This is a genomic window from Streptomyces sp. NBC_01622, assembly GCF_045209635.1.
Taxonomy (GTDB): domain Bacteria; phylum Actinomycetota; class Actinomycetes; order Streptomycetales; family Streptomycetaceae; genus Streptomyces.
This window is the reverse complement of sequence record NZ_CP109293.1, coordinates 6,541,227-6,566,799: the sequence shown is the minus strand read 5'-3', so window position 1 is coordinate 6,566,799 and position 25,573 is coordinate 6,541,227. Positions and strand designations below refer to the sequence as shown.

21 protein-coding genes and 1 pseudogene are annotated in these 25,573 nt (G+C 68.0%); 7 read left to right on the top strand and 15 right to left on the bottom strand.

The features are described 5' to 3' along the window. Nucleotides 1–32 precede the first annotated feature (32 nt). Nucleotides 33–722, bottom strand: a complete 690-nt coding sequence (locus OH768_RS30255; RefSeq protein ID WP_406458827.1) for a histidine phosphatase family protein — start codon at nucleotides 720–722, stop codon at nucleotides 33–35. After that, nucleotides 719–2,083 carry a glutamate-1-semialdehyde 2,1-aminomutase gene (gene hemL, locus OH768_RS30250; RefSeq protein ID WP_406458825.1) on the bottom strand — a complete coding sequence of 455 codons (1,365 nt, stop codon included), beginning with the start codon at nucleotides 2,081–2,083 and terminating at the stop codon, nucleotides 719–721. The genes OH768_RS30255 and hemL overlap by 4 nt, the downstream gene beginning before the upstream one ends. A gap of 570 nt (nucleotides 2,084–2,653) precedes the next feature. Here hemL and OH768_RS30245 point away from each other — a divergent pair. Continuing rightward, the gene (locus OH768_RS30245; protein WP_019061278.1) at nucleotides 2,654–3,091 is read left to right on the top strand and encodes a hypothetical protein; all 438 of its coding nucleotides are present in this window, start codon (nucleotides 2,654–2,656) and stop codon (nucleotides 3,089–3,091) included. A 106-nt stretch (nucleotides 3,092–3,197) separates the two neighbouring features. On the opposite strand, the gene OH768_RS30240 is transcribed toward OH768_RS30245, so the two are convergent. The 4 genes and pseudogenes from OH768_RS30240 to OH768_RS30225 all read right to left on the bottom strand — a co-directional run bounded on the left by OH768_RS30240 (nucleotide 3,198) and on the right by OH768_RS30225 (nucleotide 5,623). Then, nucleotides 3,198–3,683, bottom strand: a complete 486-nt coding sequence (locus tag OH768_RS30240; protein ID WP_406465506.1) for a WbqC family protein — start codon at nucleotides 3,681–3,683, stop codon at nucleotides 3,198–3,200. Nucleotides 3,684–3,784: 101 nt separating this feature from the next. After that, a pseudogene (locus OH768_RS30235) lies at nucleotides 3,785–3,952 on the bottom strand (hypothetical protein); the annotation flags it as partial. Continuing rightward, on the bottom strand, nucleotides 3,894–4,583 hold the full coding sequence (locus OH768_RS30230; RefSeq protein ID WP_406458823.1) for a YdcF family protein: 690 nt from the start codon (nucleotides 4,581–4,583) through the stop codon (nucleotides 3,894–3,896). The gene OH768_RS30230 and the pseudogene OH768_RS30235, both read right to left, overlap by 59 nt. After that, nucleotides 4,580–5,623, bottom strand: coding sequence for a helix-turn-helix domain-containing protein (locus OH768_RS30225; RefSeq protein ID WP_406458821.1), 1,044 nt, complete (start codon nucleotides 5,621–5,623; stop codon nucleotides 4,580–4,582). Before OH768_RS30225 ends, OH768_RS30230 begins: the two co-directional genes overlap by 4 nt. A 119-nt stretch (nucleotides 5,624–5,742) precedes the next feature. On the opposite strand from OH768_RS30225, the gene OH768_RS30220 reads away from it, so the two are divergent. The 4 genes from OH768_RS30220 (at nucleotide 5,743) to OH768_RS30205 (ending at nucleotide 8,126) form a co-directional block, all read left to right on the top strand. Continuing rightward, entirely contained in the window at nucleotides 5,743–6,159 is a 417-nt protein-coding gene (locus tag OH768_RS30220; RefSeq protein ID WP_406458819.1) for a hypothetical protein, read from the top strand. Next, a complete protein-coding gene (locus OH768_RS30215) occupies nucleotides 6,156–6,587 on the top strand; it encodes a hypothetical protein (RefSeq protein WP_406458817.1) in 432 nt (143 codons plus the stop codon). Before OH768_RS30220 ends, OH768_RS30215 begins: the two co-directional genes overlap by 4 nt. Nucleotides 6,588–6,654: 67 nt before the next feature. Next, entirely contained in the window at nucleotides 6,655–7,776 is a 1,122-nt protein-coding gene (locus tag OH768_RS30210) for a hypothetical protein (protein WP_406458815.1), read from the top strand. Further along, nucleotides 7,773–8,126, top strand: a complete 354-nt coding sequence (locus OH768_RS30205) for an ASCH domain-containing protein (protein ID WP_406458813.1) — start codon at nucleotides 7,773–7,775, stop codon at nucleotides 8,124–8,126. The genes OH768_RS30210 and OH768_RS30205 overlap by 4 nt, the downstream gene beginning before the upstream one ends. Nucleotides 8,127–8,306: 180 nt before the next feature. Here the strand turns inward: OH768_RS30205 and OH768_RS30200 are convergent, their stop codons facing one another. From OH768_RS30200 to OH768_RS30180, 5 genes are all read right to left on the bottom strand, one after another. Next, nucleotides 8,307–9,266: a DUF3710 domain-containing protein gene (locus tag OH768_RS30200; protein ID WP_406458811.1), complete on the bottom strand. Its 960-nt coding sequence runs from the start codon at nucleotides 9,264–9,266 to the stop codon at nucleotides 8,307–8,309. 283 nt (nucleotides 9,267–9,549) lie between these two features. Then, a complete protein-coding gene (locus OH768_RS30195; RefSeq protein WP_406458809.1) occupies nucleotides 9,550–9,993 on the bottom strand; it encodes a hypothetical protein in 444 nt (147 codons plus the stop codon). Nucleotides 9,994–10,001: 8 nt separating this feature from the next. Beyond that, complete coding sequence (locus OH768_RS30190) at nucleotides 10,002–16,817, bottom strand: RHS repeat-associated core domain-containing protein (protein WP_406458807.1); 6,816 nt, start codon at nucleotides 16,815–16,817, stop codon at nucleotides 10,002–10,004. Nucleotides 16,818–17,440: 623 nt separating this feature from the next. After that, nucleotides 17,441–17,896 (bottom strand): hypothetical protein, encoded by a 456-nt coding sequence (locus tag OH768_RS30185; protein WP_406458805.1) that lies wholly within the window; start codon nucleotides 17,894–17,896, stop codon nucleotides 17,441–17,443. A 182-nt stretch (nucleotides 17,897–18,078) separates the two neighbouring features. After that, nucleotides 18,079–19,044: a helix-turn-helix domain-containing protein gene (locus tag OH768_RS30180; protein ID WP_406458803.1), complete on the bottom strand. Its 966-nt coding sequence runs from the start codon at nucleotides 19,042–19,044 to the stop codon at nucleotides 18,079–18,081. A gap of 209 nt (nucleotides 19,045–19,253) precedes the next feature. Between OH768_RS30180 and OH768_RS30175 the strand changes: the two genes are divergently transcribed. Both OH768_RS30175 and OH768_RS30170 read left to right on the top strand, forming a co-directional pair. After that, nucleotides 19,254–20,273 (top strand): phenylacetaldoxime dehydratase family protein, encoded by a 1,020-nt coding sequence (locus OH768_RS30175; protein ID WP_406458801.1) that lies wholly within the window; start codon nucleotides 19,254–19,256, stop codon nucleotides 20,271–20,273. Between the two features lie 19 nt (nucleotides 20,274–20,292). Further along, nucleotides 20,293–21,357 (top strand): carbon-nitrogen hydrolase family protein, encoded by a 1,065-nt coding sequence (locus OH768_RS30170; protein ID WP_406458799.1) that lies wholly within the window; start codon nucleotides 20,293–20,295, stop codon nucleotides 21,355–21,357. Nucleotides 21,358–21,376: 19 nt separating this feature from the next. On the opposite strand, the gene OH768_RS30165 is transcribed toward OH768_RS30170, so the two are convergent. The 4 genes from OH768_RS30165 to OH768_RS30150 form a co-directional block, all read right to left on the bottom strand. Continuing rightward, nucleotides 21,377–22,420, bottom strand: a complete 1,044-nt coding sequence (locus OH768_RS30165; RefSeq protein WP_406458797.1) for an aldose 1-epimerase — start codon at nucleotides 22,418–22,420, stop codon at nucleotides 21,377–21,379. Continuing rightward, on the bottom strand, nucleotides 22,417–23,199 hold the full coding sequence (locus OH768_RS30160; protein WP_388113565.1) for an ATP-binding cassette domain-containing protein: 783 nt from the start codon (nucleotides 23,197–23,199) through the stop codon (nucleotides 22,417–22,419). The genes OH768_RS30165 and OH768_RS30160 overlap by 4 nt, the downstream gene beginning before the upstream one ends. Next, a complete protein-coding gene (locus tag OH768_RS30155; protein WP_406458794.1) occupies nucleotides 23,196–24,230 on the bottom strand; it encodes an ABC transporter permease in 1,035 nt (344 codons plus the stop codon). Before OH768_RS30155 ends, OH768_RS30160 begins: the two co-directional genes overlap by 4 nt. A gap of 183 nt (nucleotides 24,231–24,413) precedes the next feature. After that, nucleotides 24,414–25,532, bottom strand: a complete 1,119-nt coding sequence (locus tag OH768_RS30150) for a substrate-binding domain-containing protein (protein WP_406458792.1) — start codon at nucleotides 25,530–25,532, stop codon at nucleotides 24,414–24,416. Between the last annotated feature and the right edge of the window lie 41 nt (nucleotides 25,533–25,573).

The following is a 25,573-nucleotide window of genomic DNA, read 5'->3' as shown; positions in this document are numbered from 1 at the left end:
ACTGGCCCTGACGGGTGACCGGACCGTGATACTCAGGCGCCGAAGGCCTTGCTCTTCCCCTTCACGGGCTTCGCGCCGGCCAGCAGATGCGCCGGGACGAGATCACGGGCCGGCTCGGTGTAGCCGACGGACACGATCTTGTCGCCGCGGTAGGTGAAGGTCGTCAGGGACGCGAGCGTGCACTGCCGCTTGCGCGGGTCGTGCCACAGCCGCCGCCGCTCGACGTAGGACCGCACGATCCAGATCGGCAGCTGATGGCTGACCAGCACCGCTTCGTGCCCGCGCGCCACGTCCTTGGCGGCGTCCAGCGCGGCCACCATCCGCACGACCTGGTCGACGTACGGCTCGCCCCAGGACGGCTTGAACGGATTGACCAGGTACTTCCAGTTCCCCGGCTTCTTCAGCGCGCCGTCGCCGACGCCGAAGGTCTTCCCCTGGAAGACGTTGTCGGCCTCGACGAGCCGCCCGTCGGTCGCGAGGTCGAGCCCGTGCGCCTTGGCGATCGGCGTGGCCGTCTCCTGCGCCCGCTCCAGCGGGGAGGCGACGACATGCGTGACATCGCGGGAGGAGAGGTGCTCGGCGACCCGGTCGGCCATCTGCCGCCCCAGCTCGGAGAGGTGGTAGCCGGGCAGCCGGCCGTACAACACCCCGTCGGGGTTGGCGACTTCGCCGTGCCGCATCACGTGCACGACGGTGATGTCACTGGTGGCGCTGCTGCTCATCGGGTGGCCTCCGCCGCCGCTCTGGCCGCCGCCGGAAGGGCGTCGGCGATCCGCTGGATGGCCCGTTCGTCGTGGGCCGTGGAAACGAACCAGGACTCGAAGGACGAGGGAGGCAGATAGACACCCTGCGCCAGCATCGAGTGGAAGAAGGCGGTGAAGCGGTACGACTCCTGCGCCTTGGCGTGCTCGTAGTTGCGCACGCTCCGGTCGGTGAAGAACACGGAGAACATGTTGGAGGCGTTCTGCAGCCGGTGCGCGACACCTTCCTTGCTGAGCGCCTCGGTGACGAGCGCCTGGATCTGCGCCGATACGGCGTCCACGGTCTCGTAGGCCGCGTCGTCGAGGAGCCGCAGCTGCGCGAGACCGGCGGCCGTGGCGACGGGGTTCCCGGAGAGGGTGCCGGCCTGGTAGACGGGCCCGGCGGGAGCGAGGTACCCCATGATGTCGGCACGCCCGCCGAACGCGGCGGCGGGGAAACCGCCGCCCATCACCTTCCCGAAGGTCATGAGATCGGGGACGACCCCGTCGATCCCGAACCACCCGGCCCTGCTGGTCCGGAACCCGGTCATGACCTCGTCGGAGATGAAGAGGGCACCGTTCTTGCTGCAGGCGTCCTTGAGCCCCTGGTTGAACCCGGCCGCCGGCGGCACGACCCCCATGTTCCCGGGCGAAGCCTCCGTAATAACGCACGCGATCTCACCGGGATGCCGGTGGAAGGCCTCGTTCACGGCTTCGAGATCGTTGTACGGCAGGACGATCGTGTCGCCGGCCTGGGCGCCGGTGACGCCGGGGGTGTCGGGCAGCGCGAAGGTGGCGACACCACTGCCCGCGGCGGCAAGAAGGGCGTCGACGTGACCGTGGTAACACCCGGCGAACTTGATGACCTTGGGGCGGCCGGTGAACCCGCGGGCGAGCCTGATGGCGGACATGGTCGCCTCGGTACCGCTGCTGACGAGCCGCACCTGCTGCACGGGCCCGACCCGGGCGACGATCTCCTCGGCAAGCGCGACCTCGCCCTCACCGGGGGTCCCGAAGGAGGTCCCGCGCGAGACGGCGTCCTGCACGGCGGCGATCACATCGGGCTGGGAGTGCCCGAGGATCATGGGCCCCCAGGAACAGACGAGGTCGACGTACTCACGCCCGTCCGCGTCCGTCAGATAGGGGCCGTTGCCGGACACCATGAACCGGGGCGTGCCGCCGACGGCGCGGAAGGCGCGCACCGGGGAGTTCACGCCGCCCGGTGTGACGACCGACGCACGGTCGAAAAGAGCCTGCGAGACGGGTGCTTCGTAGGGATAGGGCAGTGTGCTGGGCAGTACAGCTGCCGGTTCGCTTGGCGTTTCGCTGGGCGTTTGGCTCATGACCTGCGACTTCTCCGACTTCTCGGACTCCGGGACCTCAGTTACCTCCTCAGGGTAGGCGGCGGGAGCGCGGGCACGGGCCCCACCCATCTGCGAGACTGGGAGGTGATACACACAGACACACACAGCTCATGCGGGCGCCGGTGTACAGGGCTTGCGCAGATCCTGCGGACAGGTGTTTCAGCGCACGTTTCGGCGGGCGGCCGTGGGGGAGGTCACTGACACGATGATCGGGTTGCGCGGCTGGGGCCACGCGTCCTAGAAAAGCAGTCGGGTGGAGATATGCATCGCGGTGGCGGACTGGGCGAGGGGACTGACGATCTGGGTCCTCGGCGTGCCCGGCGGGGGAAGCACCGGCGCGACGAGGAGGAAGCCGCCGAGGCTCGGCGGGGAGGCGGCCCTGGATCCGGCTTGGGTTCGGGGGCGGGTGCAGGTTCGAGTTCGGGTGCAGGTCCTGGTTCGTCCTCGGGCCCGGGTTCGGGTTCGGGTTTGGGTGAGTCGGATCGCGATGAGCGACGTATCGAACGTCGGATCGATCAGTTGCGGGCGGGGAGCAGGAATGGTGGTCGGGTGGGGGTGACGTACAAATACTTCGGCGCGCCCGACGGCGCGACGGCGGCCCGCGTCCCGATCTCGATGCGCCCCGAGGAACTCGGCGGCGACGAGCTCGGGATGAACGGCATGTTCACGAAGATCAAGCCGGAGACGATGGCCGCGATGGTCCTCACCGGCATCGAGGGCGTCCCGCTCAACAAGGTGCCCCCGCTGGAACTGGTCGTCCTCCACCCCGACTACGCCGTCGTCAAACTCCCCATGACGGTCGTCGACCCCCTCCGCGGAATCGGCGAGGAGGCGGTGGGCGCGGCAGCGTTCATCTGGTCGACGGTCCCGGACCGGGGCGGGCCTCGGGACGCGTTCAATGTGTACCAACTGCTGCACGAGTGGCAGGACTTCAGCCATCGGTTGCATGAGGCGGGGCATCAGCCGTACTGCTTGGTGTGGCCGTGAGTTGAGGTTTTGTGGTGTGCGGGCGGGGTTTTCGGACCCCGCCTTTTTCATGTCTGGGGATTCCAACGAGATGACCTTCTCGTTCCACAGCCAACCTGGTCGCCAGTTAAGTCGGGCCGACTTCACTCAACGCCCAGAGGCTGCTGACCCGTCGGGCCCATTGCCAGAGCCGGTCGCCCGTATCCACAGGTGTGTGGAAGGGCACAACGGTGATGCCACGCGCGGCGAACGGCTGATGGTCGAGGTAGCGCAGGCCGCCGGTGCCACACAGGTAGTGGGTGCTGCCGGTGGCTACGGCGAGGTCGGCCAGTCGCTCGGACCGGTCTCGGCGGGTCGGTATCGTGCTGCTCTCCAAAACCTCACCGCTCCAGCCGAGGGCAGCGAGCAGGGCAACGGTCGATGTCCTCGCGAGGTCCGCCACACGGTCCGTGTTCTCGAACCGATCGAGGACCACGTCCAGGACCTCACTCACCGCAGGCCAGTAGCGGCTACGACCGTAGTACTGGCGAATGAGCAGGCTGACCGTTCGGCGAGACCGGCGCGGCTCGACGAGCAACGTCTGGTTGACGACAGTCGGGCGTCCGTTGGGCAGGTACGTGGGGAGCGTGAGCCACTGCTGCCTGCTCGGTCATCGAGGGCCGCGAGCCGGGTGCGGTGCTGGTAATCCCGGCGCGCGAACTGAACATCGTCGAGGACGATCCACCGGTCGGCGGCGAACAACTTGGCCAGCGTGGAGAGCCGAGGAAACAGGTTCGGCCGATGGATCGCGCACGCCCCGCCGCTCGCCCCAAGTCGGCGTGTGTCAGCTGCTGATGAGGCGGCTGTCGAAGCCGGCGCCCAGGAGGCGCTCGTAAGCGTCATGCACATCCCCTGGTACGTCCTGCTCGACGGCGAAGCCGAGTCTCGGGTACTCGATCACCCGTTGGAGGTCCCCGACGAGCATGTCGACGACGAGCTTCTCGTCGCCGATGGACTTGATGTAGTCGTCCAACTCCAAAGGCTCCGAGGCGCATACGACTTCGGCCTCGGGCCACAGCTTGCGGCAGGTCGCGTACGAGCGGCGTTCCATGTAAGGCTTGGAGATCAGCAGCAGCGACTCCACCTCCACGCCTGCCTCGGCCAGCAACTCCCGGGAGAAGGTGATGTTCTGGCCGGTGTTCGCCGCCTTCGACTCGACCAGGATCGCCTCGTCTGGCATGCCGAGGCCCATTGCGTGCTCGCGGTAGTGGACGGCCTCGCCGCGCGGGAAGCGGGTGCGGGTGGTGGGGCTGTTGCCGCCGCTGAACACGACAACGGGGAAGAGGCCGGCGCGGTAGAGGTCGGCGGCTGTGGTGGCGACGCCGAGGTCGTGGCTGCCCAGGCCGATCGCCGCCGAGCAGGGGCGCAGCTCGTGTCCCATCTGATGGTAGTTCCAGATCAACGTCGCGTCGTAGAACTGCTCATCGGTGATCTGGCGCTGCTGGTGCTCCGGCACTGGCACTCCCTGACTCATCCCTGCTGGCCCTTTCGGATGCCCTCGATGCTGCGCAACTGGTGGCTCAGCCCGAACTGCTGGGCCACCTGCGCCGCCTGGTCGAGGACGGACAGCCCATCATTCCGGGTCGCCGCATCCGACAGAAGGATGTGCCCGTACGCGGTGTCCAACCGCACTCGCTGCATCGGGGAGTCAACCGTGCCAGTGGTGCGCGCGATGTCGATGTAGTGCAGGGCCTGTTTCAGGTCGCCGGCGCCGCGGTGGGCCAGGGCGAGCTTCTGGTGTGCCACGGACCAGTCCTCCGGCTCACCGAGTTCCTCGAACTCGCGGGTGGCAGCAGCCATGACGTTGGTGGCGTACTCGTTGTTGCCCTCCTTGCTCAGAGCCGTACCGATCCACAACCGGGCCCGGGCTCGGTCCCGTCGGCTGAGCCGCTGGTCGGCGGCGAGTTGCTCGTACCATCGGGCGGAGGCATCCAGCTGACCTGACATCTCCTGCACGACGGTGAGGGACAGCTCGATCTGGGCGACCCGGCGCGGGATGGCGAGCTCGGAGAACATGTCGCGCCCGGTCAGGTAAGACTGCCGGGCGGACAGCGGGCCGAGGATCGCGCCCTGGTCTCGTTGCACATCACCGAGCAGGACGAGCGAACGCCCGTACAGATAAAGGCCCTTGTCATCCAGGACGTGAGGGTCATGGCTCGCCAGCCAGCGGTTCAACAAGGTCGCGGCGAAGGGAAAGTCCTGGCGGCTGACGCAGACCACGGCACGCTCGATGTCCTCAGTCCACGTCTCGTAGTCCGCCGGCCGCGCGCTCTTCCTCTCCGGGAACAGCACCAGCTCGAACCGGGCATGGGCGGCAGCATCAGCACGAGCGAGCGCGGTGTCGAGAATCGCCTGGGTATCGGGCCGAGGTTGAGTTTCGGCCCCCAGGCTCTCCCACTTGGCCACCGTACGCAGGGCAACACCGAGGTGTTCGGCGAAGGCCCGCGTGCTCATCCGCAGGGCAGCGCGCAGAGCGCTCGCTTCCCGGCCTGTCCACTGCTGCACGCTGACCACGGATTACCTCCCTCCGTCACGTATGGAAGCACTCTCGGTGACGACGTGGGGCGGGAAGTGCAACGGAAGTACAACAGCAGGTCATTTCAAGGCCGTTCACGCCAGCCGACGCTGTGGACATGGACGACGAACTCATCACGGAACGCCGACGCGTCGCCTTCCCGCAGGTCTTCGGCTACCTGCGACACGTCACCGGCGGCCTGGTCCGCCATGCGGCGCTCATCGACTGCCTCACCGACTACTGCCGCCGACACGAACTGGCCCTCTGCGGCGTCTTCACCGACCGCGACGCCACGGTAGCCATCCGCTCCCCCGCCTTCGTCGGGCTGGTCGACGCCCTCGAACTACCCGACACCTACGGCGCCGTGGTCCCCTCCCTCAGCCACCTCGGCCCCGGAAGCATCAGCACGGAACGGATGCGGCAGATAGCAGCAACTGGCACCCGCCTGATCGTGATCCGCTCCCTCAAGCCGTCCACGGAGTCCACACCCTCCCTCGGCACGAGCCCCAACCTCCAGCCGCAGGGGGAAACATGATCTCCGTACGCGACGCGCTGCGCAGCGCGCCCATGGTCAGCGACGTACCCGGACTGCGTCTGCTGAAGGTCGGCAACGACTGGGACCTCGTGCGAACCCCTGCCGAGACCGGCCTCCTGGCCCTCTCCCACCTTCGCGGCACCGGCGCATCAATCGGCCCGGTCCTCTACGACGGACCCAACGAGCGCCTCTACTACGCCATCGCAACCGGCACCGCCGACTGCTGGGACGGCCTGCCGGTACGGCACCTCTCCACCAACTCCTGGCTCGTCGCACCCGGCGTGGAGCGGCTCGACGACTGGTTCGGCGGCTGGTACGAGCTACCGGACGACGACACCCTCACCGAGACGGACGCCCTCCGCGCCGCGCTCCAACACCCGTACGTCGCCGGTGCCGAAGAAGAAGCGCGCTCTGACGCCGGTCTCTAGGACCGGGCACCTCCCACCCCCCGGCAACACACCTACGTCCGTCCGACGTGACCGCAAGGGGACATCCGTGACGCCCCATCTCGTCTCACCGAACACCGTCCTAGCCAATGCCCTTCTCCGCGCCGAGGACGTCCTGACCCCACGCATCCTGGCCACGCCACCCGAGCGGATCGTGCTCGTCGTCGGCACGCAGATCAACGGCGCCCCACACATCGGCACCTCGCTCGTACAGTCGCTCGCCTTCGCCATGGCGGCCCGCCTGCGCGACCGCTTCGGCATCCCCACCGAGGTCCTCTTCAGCGCCCTCGACAACGCTCCGTACGAACTGGTCACGGACCCGGCCAGCGGCCACCGCTACCAACGCGCCTACGCCCAGGCCCTCGGCAACCAGGCCCTGACCGACCTCGTCGCCGCCCTCTACCAACCCCTGTTCACGGCTCTCTCCCGACGCCTGGGCATCCCACACCGCGTCGAGACCTACACCCAGCAGCAGGCCGGCGAGCACTTCCGCCGCACCTGGCTACGACTGCTGCCCCGCCTCGACGCCGCCCGCTGGTGGCTCGCCCCATCCACCGGCAGCCCACACGCGCGCATCCCCTGCCCACAACCCGGCTGCGGTTGGACGGAGAAACACGCGGAGCGCACGCGGGTACATCTCACCGAACGAGAAACGGCCACCGTCGCCGCCGTCTGCCTCCACCACGGCGCCTACCGAATGACCATCACGCCCACCACGGGTGCCTATCTCGACCTGGCCACCCTCTACCGCAACCTCGTCAAGGAACTCGCCCTCACCAGCACGGGGGCGGGTGGAACCCTGCACGTCATGGTCAAGGGCGGCGACTGGGTCTTCGGCTCCCTCCTCGTCGATGAAGCCCTCCAAGCCGTCGGTCTGACCCGGGCCCAACTCCCCGCCCGCCTGTTCTGCCCGCAAATCGTCACCGACACCGGCGCGAAACTCTCCAAGTCCCTCATCCGCGAGGGCCACGTCCCCTTGCCCGAGGGCGCCGACGACTGGATGCTCGACACCCGACGATGGCCTGGCACCGTCTCCGAATATGCCGATCAACTGCTGGCCACCGCCGAGACGCTGCTGTCGGACCCCCGGCACTTCTTCCGCTCGTACTCCGCAGCCGAGATCGGCCGCCTGATCACCGCACCAGCCCCCAGGAGTCTTCCCTCCCCATGAGCAACACCACCCCGCGCGTCCGCGAACTCAACCTCTACCGCCAGTACTTCGACCTCGTCGCCGCCGGCACCAAGACCATCGAGGTACGGGTCAAATATCCCCACCTTGCCGACCTCGCCGTCGGCGACGTCATCCAGTTCCGCATCAAGGGCACGGACGAGACCTGCGAGGTCGAGGTCAAGCGCGTAACCGAGTACACCGACTTCGAGGCCCTGCTCGACGGCGAGGGGCCAGCAAACGTCAACCCGACCGCCACTCACGACGAGCAGCTCGCCAACATCCGCGCCATCTACCCGCCCGAGAAAGAAGTTCTCGGCGCTCTCGCCATCGAGATCCAACTCGTCCGCTAACCAGCATCTCCCGCCCAGCGAGGTCGCTGCGATCGTTCGGTGATGAGCCCGCCCTTCAGCACGGAATCGAGTCCCGCGTGCTCGCGTTCCGGGAGCATTCACAGTTGCGTGGACGCGGGAACTCGCTGCCCTACGCTGAGCTGCCGAACGGGGTGAACCCGAACACCCGTCCCAGTCGGCTCATTCCGTGGTAGGCCAGCGGATCTCCAGGTTCGTGATCTCCTGGGTCGCGTCCGCTTGGCCCTCCGCCGCCGACAGGTCGACCACCGTCTGGGTGAAGAGGTGATGGGCCCGCGGGTCCACCAAGTCCGTCAGTGCCGCTGGCCCACCGTAGGTCCCACGCAGCAGCCATCCCGGCCCGTCGCACCCGACGATCCGCGTCGGCTGAAGCACTCGCTGCCCGTCCTTCACAACAAAGATCCGCGCACGGACCTCGGATCCGAGACCGCTCTCGGCCTCCTCCGCAGTACCTCCCTGATCCAGGATCCCCTGGATGATCTTCGGGAGGGTCTTCCTCCAGACCGGCCCCGCAGGAACCCTGAACGCCTGGAGGCTGAAGGCGTGACCACCGAGAGAGACGATCACCCCGACGGCACGCCCACCAGCCATCAGCGGATGCATACCCGCGCCCTCCAACAGCGGCACCCTCAACACGCCGTAGTCGAGCCGCTCCATTCCGGCGAACACCGGCGTCTCAGTCGCGTCCCAGGGCCCGAACTCGCCATCCCTCACCTGAGGACGCGTCATCTCGCCGGAATCAAGCACCTCGAACCAGAGCTCTTCCGCCTCCGACAACAGAACGTCGAGGGTGCCCGGCGACGCATCCGGGCGCTGAACGTACTCTACGAGCCGGGCAACAATCTGATCCCAGCTTTTAGTCGCGTCCTCGACGCCCAGTTCAATCGCGCGGAAGTCTCCCGAGATCAACCCGGCCAGTAGCGTGTCGTCCGACTCCGCGATCTCATCGGCGAACGCCGGGTCCTCAGCCACGGCGACGCAGAGGGCCAGGCCCAGGAGCGTGCCTGGAGTCAGCCGGTCCCAAATACCGAACTCCGACAAAGCGTGGCTCTCCGAAGACAGCCGTCCGTCCCTGCCGTACTGCTCGATGATCGCCTCGACATCCGCCCTGACCCGGTTCATCAGTCGCCCTTCGTGCCCTGCGCGCTACCCCCTTCTTGAACGCGTCGATTCCGACAGCAATGGTCACAGTCACCGCTGACCGGATCTGTCGCCTCGAAGCTAATCTTCATACTTCCAGGGAGAAAATTCTCATGGAGATAACGCGGACTCCCTGGTAACCGCATATCCGATTGGAATAGCCGAAGCCTGGGTCAAACTCTCATCGGATCCCAGAATGTGGCACAGATGATAAATACCGCAAGCTTCATCTTCATTTGGCCTCACGAACACGCTTCGACGGGCTTCAAACGCTCCCCTGCACCCGCAGCGTAACCTTTGCAGTTCCGTCGAACTCCCCGAAGTCGCGGTAGTGATACCGCCACCCACTTTCGTCGACATCGGCCCCGCAGAAGTACCGTGCGCCCGGAGCCTTCCAGTAAAGGTGGTCTAGGTTTTCCAGAGCGTTCTCCGTCTCGCAGATGAGACCAGGCTGATCTGGTGAGAAGAGCACCAGCACGTGAGTGTGCAAAGGTACCTTTTGGGCTCTTGCCATGGCGGCGACCGCTTCGTCGTCGATCTCGTCGAGGTCGATCGTCACGTGTTCCACCGCTCTCCAGTCGATTCGCGTAGGCGTCCACGGGAACTCCAAGAGGACATCATGGAAAGCCTGGCAGACGTCGCCCCCAGCCACCCAAGCCTGGCCGCCCTCGATCCAGCTCTCCAAGTGCTCGCTGTCGATGTAGTTCATGACTCGGCTCACGTTAGTGGGAAACTGTTTACGATTCCACGGAAGTCACCTTCCGTGAACCCATTCAGAATTACAGCACCTGATTTCCACCCGGAGTTTCGTTTCGAACCGCTCGTCTTGTCCCACCAGTTGATGTGTACGCCCTTCGCGGAGCGGGGATCGAAGTCCATCCGCCAACCACGCAATCCGTCCGAACTCTGCATTCCGGAGTAATACTTACCCTTTAGCGGACCGAGTTCCTGCTGGAACGGTACGGCGTCGTCTCCCAGCCCTGCTGAGGTACGGGCGCTGTCCCGCGCATCGTTCAAGCTGTTGACATGAACGTGAGGTTCATCAATCTCGTCGCAGTTGTGCACCAGCACCGGAGCAGTTCCAGCCAGCACATAGTACGTGTGGAGGGTACCGACGGTGAGGTCGTACGTGGTGCTGTGCTGATGAAAGTTCCGCACCCCGCGAATGACGACCGTCGTACCGTCTGGCTGACGAAGATTGGTGCCGACGGTGAGGTAGCGCGCGTCGATCCAACGGTGGTGGGTGGCGTCCCAGAAGGGGTGGTGCCAGGTGGTGGTGAGGATCTGCTTGGCAGACGTGTGGGACTGCGCATGCTGGGGCGGGCCTCGGACCGGTGCCGTGTCCAGGGTCAGGGTGGTGAAGTCCCTGTCCGTCGTGGTGACGATGACGTGCTGGACCTTCTCCGGGGCCGTGACGCCCGTCTGTGGGTCCGTCGCCAGGACCGTGTCGCCGGCCTTGACCTTGCTGATCGGTTTGGACGAGCCGTCTGCCAGGCGGACTTCCGTGCTGGGTACGAAGCTGTGGGTTGCGCAGCTGGCTGCTTCGGCGCCGGCTCCTTCCGTCTTCTCCGCTTCCATGACCATGTGTTCGGCCTTGACGGCGTCGTCGGCGATCTTCGCGGCTTCCTCCGCGTCCTTGACCGCGGTGTACGCGTGGTCAAGGGCTCGCCAGACCTTGAGCGCCTCGACACCTACCTTGATGGCTTTGAAGACCTTGCCCCAGGGCACCGCTGTCAGGGCCGTGTTGACGCAGCCCATCACGTCGCCCTTGGTGAAGCAGTTGTAGGCGTCGGTGAGGCCGATGACGTCCGCGACCAAACTGAGCAGGCGGTGTTTGAAGCCTGAGGCCTGTCTTTTCGCCGCGGCGGCTGCGGCGTCCGCCGTTGCTTTCTGGCGCTCCAGGGCGCGTTCCTCGTCGTGGACACGTTGCGAGCTGTTGCTGACGTCGGCCTTGTACTTCTTGGCGTAGGACTTGGTGTTGGTGGGCGTGCTGCCCGAGCCCGGGGAGTCGTGCAGCGCCGGCGAGTTGGGGTTCTTGTCGGTGGGTGTGCGGTTGAGACAGGCCGGGCAGTTGCGGGTCGGGCAGTCGATGTCCGCGCAGCCGCCGCTGGGGTCGGACGTGGTGACCGGGGTGTCGTCCGCGTAGTCGTAGGCGTTCCAGGACTGCGGGGAGCCGGGATCCATGACGGGGTCGGGGCTCAGGAAGCGACCGATGGACGGGTCGTACTCGCGGGCGCCGAGGTTGGTCAGGCCCGTGTTGTCGTCCTGGGTGCCGCCGACGTAGCCCTGCTGCCCGATCCAGGTCCCGGTCTGGTCGCGAGTTTCACCGAAGGGTTTGTACTGACGGCGGGTGACCTGTTGTGTCTGGGAGTCGATCTCCAGGGCGCCGGTGCCCTGGCGGTCGGGGATCAGGTAAGTGAACTTGCCGTCGGAGGAGTGGGTGGCCACGGTCTCGCCGGCGATGGAGATGTAGCGCACGCCGTCGGCGCTGGTGGCCCCGGCCTTGAGGGTGATCTCCTCGTCGCCCGTGTAGAGGGTCGTTCCGTCGGGGCTGTGCCGGAGCAGCAGGCTGCCGTCGGCGTCGTACAGGTACTTGGTGTCGCCGCTCGATCCCGTGGAGGACAGTTCCGACAGGTTGTCCTCGTCGTCGTAGGTGAGGGTGTCGGTGCCCGCGCGGGTGGTGCGGGTCAGGACGTTGCCGTCCTGGTCGTAGGTGTAGGCGTTGGTGGTGTTCGCCGTCGAGTCGCCCGGCACCACCGTGTTCACCGTCGACACCGCGTGGGCGGGGCCCTTGCCCGCCGCGAACGGGGTGTACGAGGCCGTCGCGTCGTGGGAGGTGTCGCCCGTGGTGTCGTGGTCCACCTGCGAGGAGCGGGCTCCGGTGGCGTCGTAGGACCATGACTGCCAGTACGGTGACGGGCCGCCCACGGTCGTCGACGCGCCGGACGCGGGGGTCACCGCGCAGTCGTCGGTGGCCGTCCACGCGTCCTTCAGGCGCTGTGCCCAGTCGTAGTCGAAGCACTGGGTGTCGGTCGAGCCGGTCTCCAGCTTGTCGGTGATCTTCGTGACGTTGCCGGACGGCTGGTAGGAGTAACTGGTCTTGTCGGCTATCGCGGCACCCGACTTGGTGATGGTGGTCGAGTCGGTCAGCCGGTGGGTCTGGTCGTCGTAGTTCAGGGTCTGCTGGGCGAAGTTGCCGGAGGTGCCGTAGGTGAGCTGGTAGGGCTCGTCGAATTCCGTGTAGCTGAGTTTGTCGACGTAGTCCCAGCTGTTCGTGGTGCCGCCGACGGACGTGGGGCGGCCGTAGGCGTCGTAGTTGTAGGAGACGGTCTCCTGCGGCAGTTTGACGGCCGTGGGGCCCTGGTCGGTGTAGTTCTTCAGCGTGCCGGTGAGGTTGTACGTGTTCTGGTGGATGTAGTTGCCGGCCAGGGCGCCTTCGGCGGCGGGGATCACGAGTTCGCTCGCCTGTGCCCAGCCGTGGCTGTCGTAGCCGAGGATCTTGTTGGTGTAGGCGGAGCCGCCGGTGCCGCCCACGTAACGGATCGAGGCGGTGGGCTCGCCCTTCTTCAGCGTGTCGTACGTCCAGGCGGCCAGCTCGTTACTGGTGGACTGCGCGGCACCGCCCGTGGTGTCGAACTCGGCCTTCTTACGGCCCATTTCGTCGTACGTGTAGCTGATGGTCTTGCCACGCGCGTCAGTCGTGTTCATCAACTGGCCGGCGTTGTCGTACGACGAGCTGGAGGAGCCGGTGTCGGGGTCGGTCTGGGAGGTACGACGGCCTAGGAGGTCGTAGCCGCTGGACCATGTGTGGCCCTGGCCGTCGTCCTCGCCGGTCTGGTGGCCGGATGTGTCGTAGGAGTAAGTGACGGTGTCGGCGGCGCCGCCGGCTGTGGTGCCGTGGTAGCGCAGCAGCTTGACCACTTGGTCGCGGGCGTCGGTGTACGTGGTGGTGGGTGTGGCGCCGAAGGGCGTGGTCCCGGCGGACGGGGTCACGTCGACGCGGTCGGCGCCGGGGTAGGCGGTGGTGGTGCGCCAGGTCTCGGACGCGAAGTGATAGGCGACCGAGGCCGTGACCCGGCCCGCGCCGTCGTAGAACGTGCCGGTCTGGGACGGGGTCTGGTTGTCGGGCGCGTCGACCGGCGTGCCGGAGGGGGCACCGCTGTTGTAGTACGCGTCGGAGGAGCTGACCGCCCAGCCGTGCGTGTCGTAGACGGTGTCGGTGACGGTACGGCCGCCGTCGACGGTCGCCGTCTGCGTCTCGCGGGGACGCAGCATCGCGTCGTAGATCGAGATGGAGGTGCGGTAGGCGTTGTCGTCGGTGAGGGTCTGGGTAGTGACCGTGGACGGCGCCGACGGCGTGAGGTTGTAGCTGTACTTGATGTTGGGGTTGTTGTCGGTGGGGAAGCCCGGGCTCCACACTGCGGTCAGGCGGCCCAGCGGGTCATAGGTGCTGGTGGTGGAGTAGCCCGCCGCGTCCGTGGTCTTCAGGTCCAGGCCACGGGCCGGGTCGAGCGTGGTCGTGGTGGCGAAGCCCGCGGTCTGGCCCGTGACCTTCGGCCGGGTGACCGTGATGGCGGTCGGGGACGCGCCGGCGGCCGGGGTGTAGGCGGTGGTCGTGACGCGGCCGTCGGCGTCGGTCTCGGTCAGCTCGCGGCCGTAGGAGTCGTAGGTGTTCTTCAGTGCCGTGACGTAGTGCGGAGTGCCGTTGTCGTCGACCGAGTCGGCCTTCTGGACCATCGTGACGTCGCCCTTGGTGGGCGTGGCGGTGTTGTCCGTGGAGCCGTCGAAGAAGGTGAGGTCGTCGCTGATCAGATCGTGCGGGTATTTCGGGGTGGCGGAGCAGGAGACGGAGACTTCCTGGACGCGGCGTGGGATCGGCAGCAGGTTGCCGGAGGCGTCCGTGGCGTACCAGGTGCGGCTGCACTTGTCGTCGCTGGGCGTCGCGGTGTCGCCCTGGTCGTCCACGGCCTTGGGCAGACCGGTGGCGTCGTCGATCGTGTAGTCGACCTCGGTCGTGAGCTTGGTGCCGTCCGCCTTGGTGGTGACGGTGCGGGACCGCTGGACGTTGGTGCGGTGGGCGACCAGTGGGTCCAGGCTCGCCTTCGTACGGGACTGGGTGGCCGTCGCCGCCGAGGTCCAGGGGTCAGTGACGCTGTCCGAGAGCAGTGCGCCGCCGTCGCCGTTGTAGGACAGCGCTTCGTAGGTCTGGCCGGCCAGCCAGTCGGAGTCCTTCTGCGGGTCGTCGTTCGCTGTGTCGTTGAGCGTGACATTGCGGGTGCCGCTGGAGGTCTTGTCGCCGTCCATGCCGCGGAAGTACGTCTCCCGGGACAGGGTGATCTTCTCCGGGGCCGTGCCGGTGCGGGTCTCGACCGTGCCGTAGCCGCGCCACTGGTTCCAGGTGCGGTACTTGGCCTGGGTCAGCGGGTCGTCGTTGTAGTGCCAGGCCGGGTCACCGACGTACTTGTACGACGTCTGGACGGGGAGCCCGCCGGCGGTGGGGTCCTGGGTCGTCACGGAGTTGACGAGGAACTTGTTGAACCAGTCCAGCTGCGGTGAGGTCTGTCCCGGTGGCGTCCAGTACTGCGGATAGCAGCGGTAGGTGTTGCTGTCCTCGCTGGACGGCAGCACCGGGGTGCCCGTGCGATGGCATTGCGGGCTGGTGTAGTTGACGGTGGTCACTTCGCCGGACTCGGTGGTGACCGTGGTCATCCGGTACCGGGTGATTGGCTGGTAGCCGTCGAGGCCGTCTACGCGGTTGGCCAGTGCCTGCCCGGCGAACTTCACCGGCGGCAGGTCGAGGCTCCCGCCGTCTTTACCGGTGTGCACGATCTGGCTCAGCCACAGCGACGGGGTGGTGGTGTCCCCGGTCGACGGGAAGGTGTGGGTCAGCGTCCAGGCGTCCACGTTCTGGTAGCCGGTGCCGACCAGGGTCTGGGTGCGGATGCCCGTCAGGCGCTTGGTGCTGAAGAAGGACGGGCCGTGGTTATTGCAGGTGCCCGTCGAGGCACAGGTCTGGTCGACGGGGACGTCCGGCCAGTGCGAGGCGTTGGCGGTCGTCATCTTCGTCGTGGCGCAGTCGAAGCTGGAGTCGGCCAGGCAGCGCTCTGAGGTGTCGAAGAAGACCTGGGCGGCGGCCGGGGCGGTGCTGTCGTAGACCTTGCCTGCCAGCTGCCCGTACTGGATCTTGGAGAGGTAGCCGCCGCGGGCGTACGTGGTCGCGGTGGTGGCGTTGTCCCGGCCGTAGTAGCCGGTCTCGGGCGTGTACCAGTAGCTGATGGCGTTGCCGTGCGGGTCGACGGTGTAGTCGAGGTTCCAGCGGTAGCCCTGCTGGCACCAGGAGTCGGCGAAGGTCGCGGCGTGACACGGCTCGTTGGCGTCGTTGCCGTAGACGGGCGCGGTGAACACCGAGTTGGTGGTCGCGTTGCCCGTCGCCCAGCCGGGCAGCCGGTTCTTGCCGAAGTAGTACTGCGTGCCGTCGGCGGTGGTGACGACGAAGTACTCGTTGTCATTGTCGCCGTTGACCGTGTCGGTCTTGACCTCGATCTTCTCGCCGTTGTCGCCCTGCGGGCGCCAGGTACCTGTCTTGTCGTCGTGGATGAGCGTGTTGGACGAGCCGTTCAGCGACAGCGTGAGCGAGTCGGCGTCATCCGACCAGCACTCGTCCGAGGTCTTGGGCGTGCCGTTCGCCGTGTCGTCGGAACAGGAGGCGTAGCTGCGCTCGACGAAGCCGGGCGAGTAGTCCCAACCGTCGCCGATCCAGGAAGACTGGGCGTTCGTCGACGAGGTGCGCCCGTCGACGCTCTGCGAGCTGTAGCCGAGGGACACGTTCGGGGCCAGACCACCGGGCACGTCGGGCACCGAGATGGGGTACGAGTAACTGAAGGCTCCGGCCGAATCGCCGGCCGACCACTGGCCCGACGGGGACAGCGAGGTGGCCGCATAGCTGCCGCCGCCGCCCGTGGCGGCAGCCTCCGCCGCGAGCACCATCGGCTGCGCCGTGGTGGTGGCGGGCAGTGCGATCTCGGCCGAGACCGTCTGCGTCTTGGCGTCGTTGGTCGAGGTCAGGGGGGTCTGCTTGCGGCAGGCGGCGGCTTGTGGCGTGGTCAGGGCACAGGCCGGCAGTTGGACGAGGCGCAGTCGGCCTGCCCAGTCACCGCCGTAGACGTCCTTGAACGCCGAGTAGTTCAGGCCCACTTGGGCGGTGCCGCCCGAAGAAGTGGCGCTGTCCGGCTGCACGGTGAGAACGACGCCACTGAGCGAGAGCTTCCGTGCGGCCGTCTGGCCCGGCAGCGATACGTGGACGCGGGTGCCGGCGTCGGCCCTGTGCCCTCCCTTCGCCGGCGCAACCGTCACCGGGACTCCGTCAGCCCGCTTGGCGGCAGCTCCACGTGCGGGAACCGCCACATCGGCAGCTCCCTTGGCGGGCCAGGTCTTGTGGGCCTGTGCCGCGCTCCAGCGCGCCATCTGCGGCACCTTCGCGGCCTTGCCCTTGACCGGCGTGACGGGAACCGACGGTTCCTTCTTCGCCTTCACAAGGTAATTCGTATGCTGTTCAGCAGCGAGCGCGTCTGTCGGCGCGATAAACCCGACCAGCAGGCCGAGCACACCTATTGCGACGATCCACAAAGCGGGCACCCTGCGTATCCGCATGGTCTTTCTGTAAATCCGCCAACGTGAATTGCGACGCACTCCGGACCCCCCATTCCAGCACGGCTATCGAGGGCCTATTGGATCAGATCGAAGAGCCTCCTCACAGGGTCTCCACATGTTCAAAAGGTATAGAGATCACCATGCATCGCCCCCTGTTCGACCAAAACTTAAGGTCAAATGCGTCAACTTCCCCATGAATATGGTCGATTACTTAACAACAGCCTCAACCACTTCACCAGACAGCAAAGTTGCACACCTCATCTACATGTCCGCCGAAGCCATACCCGGGCGGTTTCCGGCTCGGGACTGTTGTCGCCTTGCCCTGATTGCGGGTAGCCTCCCTCGCGCCCGTAGGCGCTTTTCACTCGGACTCAAATTGGGGGGCAGATGTCCGACCGTTTCCGCCGACCTTCCTCCGGTGGCCCATTCAGAAATAGCCCGCGAATACCGGGCAGATTCCTGGTCCTTGCCACGGTCAGCGCGCTCTGCCTGGCACCGCTCGCCGCTCAGTCGGCCGCCGCCGATTCCGGACCGGGCTCCGTCGCAGATGTCAACACCGGCCAGCCGGACCTGACTCCGGCACCGAAGGACGACACGAAGCCGCCGGAGCCGACCGGCTCGAAGCCCTCGTACGTCTGCTGCGTTAGACGATCCAGCGACCGGCCGTCCTTGGCGCAGGTGTCCTCGAAGGAACGCCGTAGCAGTGCGGCCGGCCAGTAAAGGGCGGCGTTCGCCGCGTAGTCGAGCATCTGGCCGACGACCTCACGCCGGATGCGGGTGTCCGTGGCCCGCTTGACCTCGACCAGGGTCGGCACGCCGTCGGCGTCGACGAAGAGGTGGTCCAGCCAGTACGCCGGGGCACTGTCCGTGCTCGTCGGCACCCCCATCTCCCGGGCCACCAGCACCAGCCGCAGCGGTCGGCCGTCGGCCGGCGAGCCGAAGTCCAGCACCCGTGGCAGCACTTGGCCATTCCGGTCGAGAGCGGTAAGGAGGGCGACCGTCGAAATCCTCGGCAAGTCCGCCGCGCGGTCCGTGTTCTCGGACCGGGCGAGCTCGACATCCCATCGGCTCCGACGGCCGAGTCGAGTCGCTTTCGGGACCTGGGGGACTGATCGTCGAGGAATGCGGGGCGCCGGCCGGCGTATCAGGCACCGCCGCTCCCGCCCTGCCATTCGCGCGGGGACATCCCGTACGCCGCCCGGAACACCCGGCTGAAGTGCGCGGGGTTGGCGAAGCCCCAGCGGTGGGCGACGGCGGACACGGGCGGGCTCATGCGGCCGGGGCGGCTCAGCTCACGCCGGCATTCCTCCAGGCGGCGGTGCTGGATCCAGCGGCTGACGGTGGGGCCTTCGTCCTGGAAGAGCCGGTGCAGGTAGCGGACGGAGATGCGGTGGGCGGCGGCGATCGATTCCGGCGAGAGGCCGGGATCGGCGAGGTGGTGGTCGATGAAGGCCCGGATCCGTACCAGCAGCGCCCGGTGGGCGGCGTCGGTACCCGCGGTGTCCCGGCCGAGGTGCTCGGCGATGAGGGTGGTGAGCAGGTCCACGGCGTTGCGCGCGAGCATTTCGCCGACCGGGGGGCGGCAGGAAGTGGCTCCGGCGGCGAGACCGGCCAGGAAGGGGGCCACCATGGCGGCCGGTCCCTCGTCACCGCGAAGGGTGATGCCGGTGATACGCCGCAGGTCGGACTCCCGGAGTCCGAGCGCCTGTCGCGGGAGCTGGAAGACCTTCATCTGGAAGCGGTCGGGGAAGCTCAGCGTGTACGGCCGGGTCGTGTCGTAGAAAGCGAAGTCGCCCGGCCGAAGGAAGGCGTCCCGGCCGTCCTGGGTGATGACGGCGGGGCCGTGCCCCTGCAGGCCGATGAGCATGTACTCGGCGCTGTCCCGAGCGATCAGCCGCGGGGTACGGAAGACCCGCTCCGGGTCGGCGTCCACGGTGGAGATCTGGAGGTGGCCGAGGCGGTCGGTCCTGACCGCTCCGGAGAAGGGCGCGTCCGCGGGGTCCTTCGGGGTGGAGACGTCCAGGGGCACGAACGTGCGCCAGACGGCATCGTGCCAGTAGGCCCGCCGCTCGCCTGCGGGCACGGAGTCCGTGGAAAGGACAAGGCTCACGGCGCCTCCACCGGATGTCCGACGTGCTCGTCCTATCTAGCCTCGCCCAGCGCTTCTCCGAGGTCACGTGCGCGTATCGGTTTTGTGACCCCCCGGCCCGCGGACCCGCGAGTTCACTCTCGGGCAAGTTCCGGTGCGCTGGCGGTCAAGCCGCGGCCGTCGGGCGGCCCACGCTTCGAGTCACGGACAGTTCGTCGAAGGAGCGCGCCATGCCGAGAACGGCCCCACCGGGGCACACCCCTCGTTTCACCGCCTACAGTGCCCGGTTCCCGGAGGGCACGGACGCCTTCGTCTTCGCGCAGTACGGCTGCCAGGCGCCGTCCCGGGAGGAGGCCGAGCGGGCCGCGGCGGGCCTCGCCACGCTGTTCACCGGGCCGGACGGACCGGACCTGGTCGACCGCGGATCGTTCTACGACACCGCCGGAGCGTACAACGTGGCGTTGCTGGCGTACTGGTACGACCCGAGCCGCCACCGGCGCTGGCGGGAGTCGGCAGCCGTCCGCGCCGCCTGGGACGGCCTCCCCTCGCAGGGGCCGGTCGGGCACTGGCGCGAGGAGTCGTTCGTCCCCGTCGAGCGGAACGAGACACTGCACACCCACCGCCGTGAGGACTACGCGACCAGCGGTCTTTCGCAGTCCGGCGCCCTCGATCTCCCCGAGACCCAGGTGCACGACTACTGGGGCGCCGCCCGTGACCGCATCGCGGCGTCGGCCTCCGAGGCGCTGGAGCCCGAGATGCCGGCCTTCGAACCGCAGGATCCCGCGACCCGGGAGACTCGTGGCCGCCGCGTCAGCGTCGACGTACCCGGAAACGTGGCGCTGATCCGCACCGCGCAGGACTGGTCCGCCAGCACCCTCTACCGCGAGACGTACCTGGCCGACGTCAAACCGGTCAAGGACCGGGGCGTCGACTTCCTGGCGGAGAACGCCGGATCCGGCTGTATCGCCGCCCGCAACCTCACCGAGGAGGCCGCCGACGGGGCGCCGCTCGACCGCGCCTGCACCATCGCCTGGTTCGCCTCGCTCGAACACCTGATGACCTGGTGCCGGTCGCACCGCACGCACCTGGACATCTACGCCAGCTTCTTCCGGATGGTCGGCGGCGGGGAAGGCCCGCTGGACGTCGCCTTCTGGCACGAGGTCTCCGTACTGCCGAGCGGCTCGGTGACCGCCGAGTACGTCAACTGCGACCCGCGCACCGGCTTCCTGCCGCTGTCCCCAACCACCTGACAACAGAGGAGAGTTGACCATGGTCGAGTACACAGGTGCGTTCAAGGCGGCCGCCGTCCAGGCCGAGCCGGTATGGCTCGACGCCGACGCCACGATCGACAAGAGCATCGGCCTGATCGAGGAGGCCGCCCGTGCGGGGGCGCAGCTCATCGCCTTCCCGGAGACCTTCGTTCCCGGCTACCCCTGGTGGCTGTGGCTGGACTCCCCGGCCGCCGGCATGCGGTTCGTCGGGCGCTACCACGAGAACTCGCTGACCCTGGACGGCCCGCGCCTCCAGCGACTGCTCGACGCCGCACGCGCGAACTCCATCGCGGTGGTCCTCGGATTCAGCGAGCGCGGCGGCGGCAGCCTGTACATGGGCCAGGCGGTCATCTCAGCGGACGGCAAGCTCGTCGGAGCCCGCCGCAAGCTCAAGCCCACCCACGTGGAACGCACCATGTTCGGGGAGGGCGACGGCTCCGACCTGGTGGTCCACGACACCGAACTCGGCCGGATCGGGGCGCTGTGCTGCTGGGAGCACCTCCAGCCGCTGACCAAGTACGCCATGTTCAGCCAGCACGAGCAGGTGCACGTGGCCGCCTGGCCCAGCTTCTCCGTGTACAAGGGGGCGGCCTACGCGCTCGGCCCGGAGGTCAACACCGCCGCCTCCCAGATCTACGCCGCCGAGGGCCAGGTCTTCGTACTCGCCCCGTGCGCCGTGGTCGGCGAGGCAGGTGTCGAGCTGTTCTGCGACACCCCCGTCAAGCAGCAACTGCTGCAGCGCGGCGGCGGCTTCGCCCGGATCTACGGTCCCGACGGCCGCCCACTGGCCGACCCGCTGCCCGAGGACGCCGAGGGCATCCTGTACGCCGACATCGACCTGACCGCGATCCCGTTCGCCAAGGCCGCCGCCGACCCGGTCGGGCACTACGCCCGCCCCGACGTCACCCGGCTCCTCCTCAACCGGGCCGAGCGACGCCCCGTGGAGTACGCCACCCACGCCGCCCTGCCGGCCGGGCACTTCGACGGTGTCGAGGCGATCATCACGGAGCCGGAGCCGGAGCCAGAGCCGGAGCGGGAGCCGGAGGCGACAGCGGTCGGCTGAGGCCCGGCACCACCCCAGCTCAGTGCGTCGAGGGCACGTACGCGACCCCGAAACGGAACTCCCGCCGCCGGCCCGGCTCCAGTGACAAGGCGGTGGCGAGTTCCGGGCGGTTGAAGGCGTCCGTGGGCACCTCGACAGGCTCCAGAGCGATGGACCCGCGCCGGTCGCGGGCCAGGGTGTCGCCAGTGAACACGTGCAGGTAGCCGCCGTGCTGCCACACCCGTAGTCCGGCTCCGGTCGCGGGGTCGCTCAGTACCGTCTCGGTCCGGCCGCCGGGTCCGGGGGCCAGGTCCGCGAAGCAGGCGTCGACGACGGCGGCGCCGAGCCTCCTGGGCGTACGGAAGTCCATGTCGGGGCAGCGGTCCAGGGGCAGCAGGGCGTTCTTTCCGCGCAGGGGGATGAGGGAGGCGTCGGTACGGATCAGGGTGTGGGCGGGAATCTGCAGGACCAGGTCGTCGATGGGGCGGGAGAGGGTGAAGTACGGGTGCCAGCCCGCCGCGTAGGGAGCGGTGGTCTCCCCCACGTTCGTCGCCCTGATCTCGATGCCCAGGTCACCGCGGCCGATCGTGTACTCCACGTCGAGGTCGAGCGCGAACGGGTAGCCGGGGTACCGGCCCGGTCGGATGGTCGTGCTGCGCAGCAGCAGCCGTGCCGAGTCGGGCGTCATGGTGGCCGCGACGAGCCGGAACGGCGCTTCGCGTGCGAAGCCGTGGTAGACCGTGCGGTCGCCGACGCGGCCGGGCAGCAGGTCGTGGTCGCGGCCGCCGTGGTGGTAGCGGCCGTCGGCGACGCGGTTGGGGAACGGGGCGAGCAGGCCCGCCCGTACGCCGTCCTGCGAGAGCAGTTCCGCCTCGTCGCGGTAGCCGTCCGTCAGTTCCCTCAACTGCCCGGCCGCTCCGCGTCCGAGCCGCCAGCTCAGCAGCGTCGCCCCGCGCAGGGCGAGGACGGCGCGCACGGCACCGTCCGGCGCGGAGACCGTCACGGTGGGTTCGTCGCCGAGGCGGCCCTCGGCGATCCGGAACGTGTCGGCCGTAGCGCCATCGCCACCGTCTCTGCCTGTCACCCGGCTTCCGGGACGAGCTTCTTCGCGCCCGTCATGATGGCCACCGCGTCCTCCATGGAGTGCGACTGCGGGGTGATGACCCCGGCGCAGCCGCCGAGGCGCTGGATGTGGATGCGGTCGGCGACATCGAAGACGTTGGGCATGTTGTGGCTGATCAGGATGATGCCGAGGCCCTGGTCGCGCAGGTCGCGGACGAGCTTGAGCACCTGGCCGGTCTCGCGGACGCCCAGCGCCGCGGTGGGTTCGTCGAGGATGACGACCCGGCCGCCGAAGGCGCCCGCGCGGGCGACGGCCACCGACTGGCGCTGGCCGCCGGAGAGCGTCTCCACGGCCTGGTTGATGTTCTGCAGGGTGCTGATGCCCAGCCGCTTGATGTGGTCGGACGCCTGGCGCTTCATCTCGCCGGTGTCGAGCATGCGGAACACCGAGCCGAGCACACCCTTGCGGCGGATCTCGCGGGCGAGGAACAGGTTGCTGGCGATGTCCAGCGCCGGGGCCACGGCGAGGGTCTGGTAGACCGTCTCGATGCCGGCCTCGCGGGCGTCCTGCGGCCGCTTGAAGTTGACCTCGGAGCCGTCGACCAGGATGCTGCCCCGGTCGGGGACGAGCGCTCCGGAGAGGCACTTGATCAGGGTGGACTTGCCGGCGCCGTTGTCGCCGATGACGGCGAGGACCTCGCCGGGGTGGAGGGTGAGGTCGACGTCGTTCAGGCCGACGACCCGGCCGAAGACCTTGACCAGGCCCTTGGCTTCGAGAACGGGGGCGGTGGGGGTCGTCACGACTTCACACTCCGGATCCACTGGTCGACGGAGACAGCCGCGATCACCAGCACGCCGACTGTCAGGACTTGGTAGTTGGGGTCGATCCCGGCCAGTGCCAGACCGTTGACGAAGACCTGGACGATGAGCGCGCCGATCAGCGAGCCGAGCACCACGCCGCGTCCGCCGAACAGACTGGTGCCGCCGATGACGACGGCGGTGATGGACTGCAGGTTGGCGTTGAGGCCGCTGTTGGGGTCGCCGCCGCCGACCCGGCCGACCAGGATCCAGGCGCCCACCGCGATGGCGAAGCCACCGACCACGTAGGCGCTCAGCAGCACCCGGTTGACGGAGATGCCGGCCAGGCGGGCGGCCTCGATGTCGTCGCCCACGGCGTACAGGTGCCGGCCCCAGGCGGTGTAGCGCAGCGCGTAGCCGACCACCGCGTACAGGGCGATCATGAGCAGGACGCCGGTGGTCAGGTTCAGTTGCCCGATGGAGACCGTGTCCGCGCTCCACATGAGGATGTTGCCGGGCTGCAGCGAGACGGTCTGGCCCTTGGCGTAGATGAGCGTGATCGCGGTGAAGATGCTGAGGGTGCCGAGCGTGACGATGAACGGCGGCAGCTTGATCCTGGTCACCAGCAGCCCGTTGACGGCCTGCGCGGCGACGGCGACGGCCGCTCCCGCGAGCAGGGCCAGCACGCCCGGCAGGTGGTTGTCCGCGACGAGCTTCGACATCAGCAGCGAGGCCAGCACCATGACCGCGCCGATGGACAGGTCGATGCCGGCCGTGAGGATGATGACGGTCTGGCCGACGGCCAACGAGCCGATGACGGCCACCTGTTGGGCGACGAGCGACAGGTTCTGCAAGGCGTAGAAGCGGTCGTTGACCAGGGAGAACACGATGGCGGCGAGCACCAGGACGATCGCCGGGCTGAGTGCCGGCTGACGGTGCAGCACCGACTGGATGCGCTGGGCCGGCGTGGCGGGCCGGTTGAGGAAGTCCTCCGCCGGCGCCGGTGTCGCTTCACTGTCCACGTGGGTGGTCACAGGGGGTCCTTCCGGTTCTGTCCCTCGTGCGGGCCTTCGAAGGAGCTCATGAGGTACGGGCTCATGACATACGGGCTCATGACGTACGAGCACGAGCTCATGACGTACGGCTCATCGGCTCGTGTGGTGCGGGTGGGCCGCCGGTGCCGTGACGGCTGCCGGCGGCCCACCCGGCCGACCGGGTCAGCTGCCCCAGCAGGCGGAAGCGGCCTGCGACGTGGACTGGACCGTCAGCCCCCCGATGGCCTTGGCGGCGACCAACGCGGTGCCGGTGTCGTAGAACGACTTGCCGTTGGTGACACTGGGCTTGCTGCCGCCGCGGGCCAGCTTCGCGATGGAGCTGACGCCGAGGGCCGCCATCTTGCCCGGGTACTGCACGGCGTCGGCGGCGAACTCGCCACTGGTGACGTTCTTCAGGCCCGAGCAGCTGCCGTCGATCGCGTAGATCGCGACGCTCTTCTCCTTGTTCGCCGCCTTCAGCGCGTTGTACGCGCCCTCGCCCGCCGGCTCGTTGATCGCGTAGACCACGTTGATGTCCGGGTTGGCCGACAGGCAGTTCTCCATCGCGGTGCGTCCGCCGTCGATGGCGCCCTGGGTGGGCTGGTGGCAGGCGACCGTGTACGTGCCGCCCTTGCCGCCGGTGTACTTCCCGGTCTTGGCCTCCTTGCCGTTCTCGGTCTTGCTGCCCGGGTCGATGCCCATGCCCTCCAGGAAGCCGTGGTCGCGGTCGATGTCCACCGAGACGACCTGGTTGTTGAACAGGTCGAGCATGGCGATGACCGCGGGCTTGCCGTCCAGGGCCGCCGCCGCGTACTGGCCGTCGAGCTTGCCCGCCTGCTCGTTGTCGGTGGCGTAGGTGATGTCCGCGACGTTCGCCGGGTTCGGTGCGGTGTCCAGGGCGATCACGAAGAGGCCGGCCTGCTTGGCGCGCTTCAGCGCGGTGTTCACCGCGTCGCCGTTGGTGGTGATCAGGATGCCCTTGTCGCCGCGCGAGACGGCGTTGTCGATGGCGGTGATCTGGGTCTGGGTGTCGCCGTCCGACGTTCCCGCCGCCACGGTGAGGCTCACCTTGTCCTTGGCGGCCTGTGTCTTGGCGTCCTTCTCCATGCTGACGAAGTACGGGTTGCTCAGCGTCTTCAGGATCAGTGACACGCCCACCTTCCCGCTGCCGGACGACGAGGAGCTTGAGTCGGAGGAGCCGCAGGCGGCGAGGGTGGCGCCGAGGCAGATAGTGACGCCGATGGCTGCCGCCCGGGTGCGTCGACTGCGGAGGCCCGACGCCTGCCTGGAGGAGAGGTTCATGACGTGATCCCTTTCGAGCCGTCCCTTGGTCGACGCTGAGA

What these genes read in the sequence shown, in the direction of transcription:
- hemL (WP_406458825.1), bottom strand. Translation starts at nt 2,083, where the DNA reads ATGAGCCAAACGCCCAGCGAAACGCCAAGCGAACCGGCAGCTGTACTG.
- OH768_RS30230 (WP_406458823.1), bottom strand. Translation starts at nt 4,583, where the DNA reads ATGAGTCAGGGAGTGCCAGTGCCGGAGCACCAGCAGCGCCAGATCACC.
- OH768_RS30175 (WP_406458801.1), top strand. Translation starts at nt 19,254, where the DNA reads ATGCCGAGAACGGCCCCACCGGGGCACACCCCTCGTTTCACCGCCTAC.
- OH768_RS30220 (WP_406458819.1), top strand. Translation starts at nt 5,743, where the DNA reads ATGGACGACGAACTCATCACGGAACGCCGACGCGTCGCCTTCCCGCAG.
- OH768_RS30195 (WP_406458809.1), bottom strand. Translation starts at nt 9,993, where the DNA reads ATGAACTACATCGACAGCGAGCACTTGGAGAGCTGGATCGAGGGCGGC.
- OH768_RS30150 (WP_406458792.1), bottom strand. Translation starts at nt 25,532, where the DNA reads ATGAACCTCTCCTCCAGGCAGGCGTCGGGCCTCCGCAGTCGACGCACC.
- OH768_RS30200 (WP_406458811.1), bottom strand. Translation starts at nt 9,266, where the DNA reads ATGAACCGGGTCAGGGCGGATGTCGAGGCGATCATCGAGCAGTACGGC.
- OH768_RS30215 (WP_406458817.1), top strand. Translation starts at nt 6,156, where the DNA reads ATGATCTCCGTACGCGACGCGCTGCGCAGCGCGCCCATGGTCAGCGAC.
- OH768_RS30255 (WP_406458827.1), bottom strand. Translation starts at nt 722, where the DNA reads ATGAGCAGCAGCGCCACCAGTGACATCACCGTCGTGCACGTGATGCGG.
- OH768_RS30205 (WP_406458813.1), top strand. Translation starts at nt 7,773, where the DNA reads ATGAGCAACACCACCCCGCGCGTCCGCGAACTCAACCTCTACCGCCAG.
- OH768_RS30170 (WP_406458799.1), top strand. Translation starts at nt 20,293, where the DNA reads ATGGTCGAGTACACAGGTGCGTTCAAGGCGGCCGCCGTCCAGGCCGAG.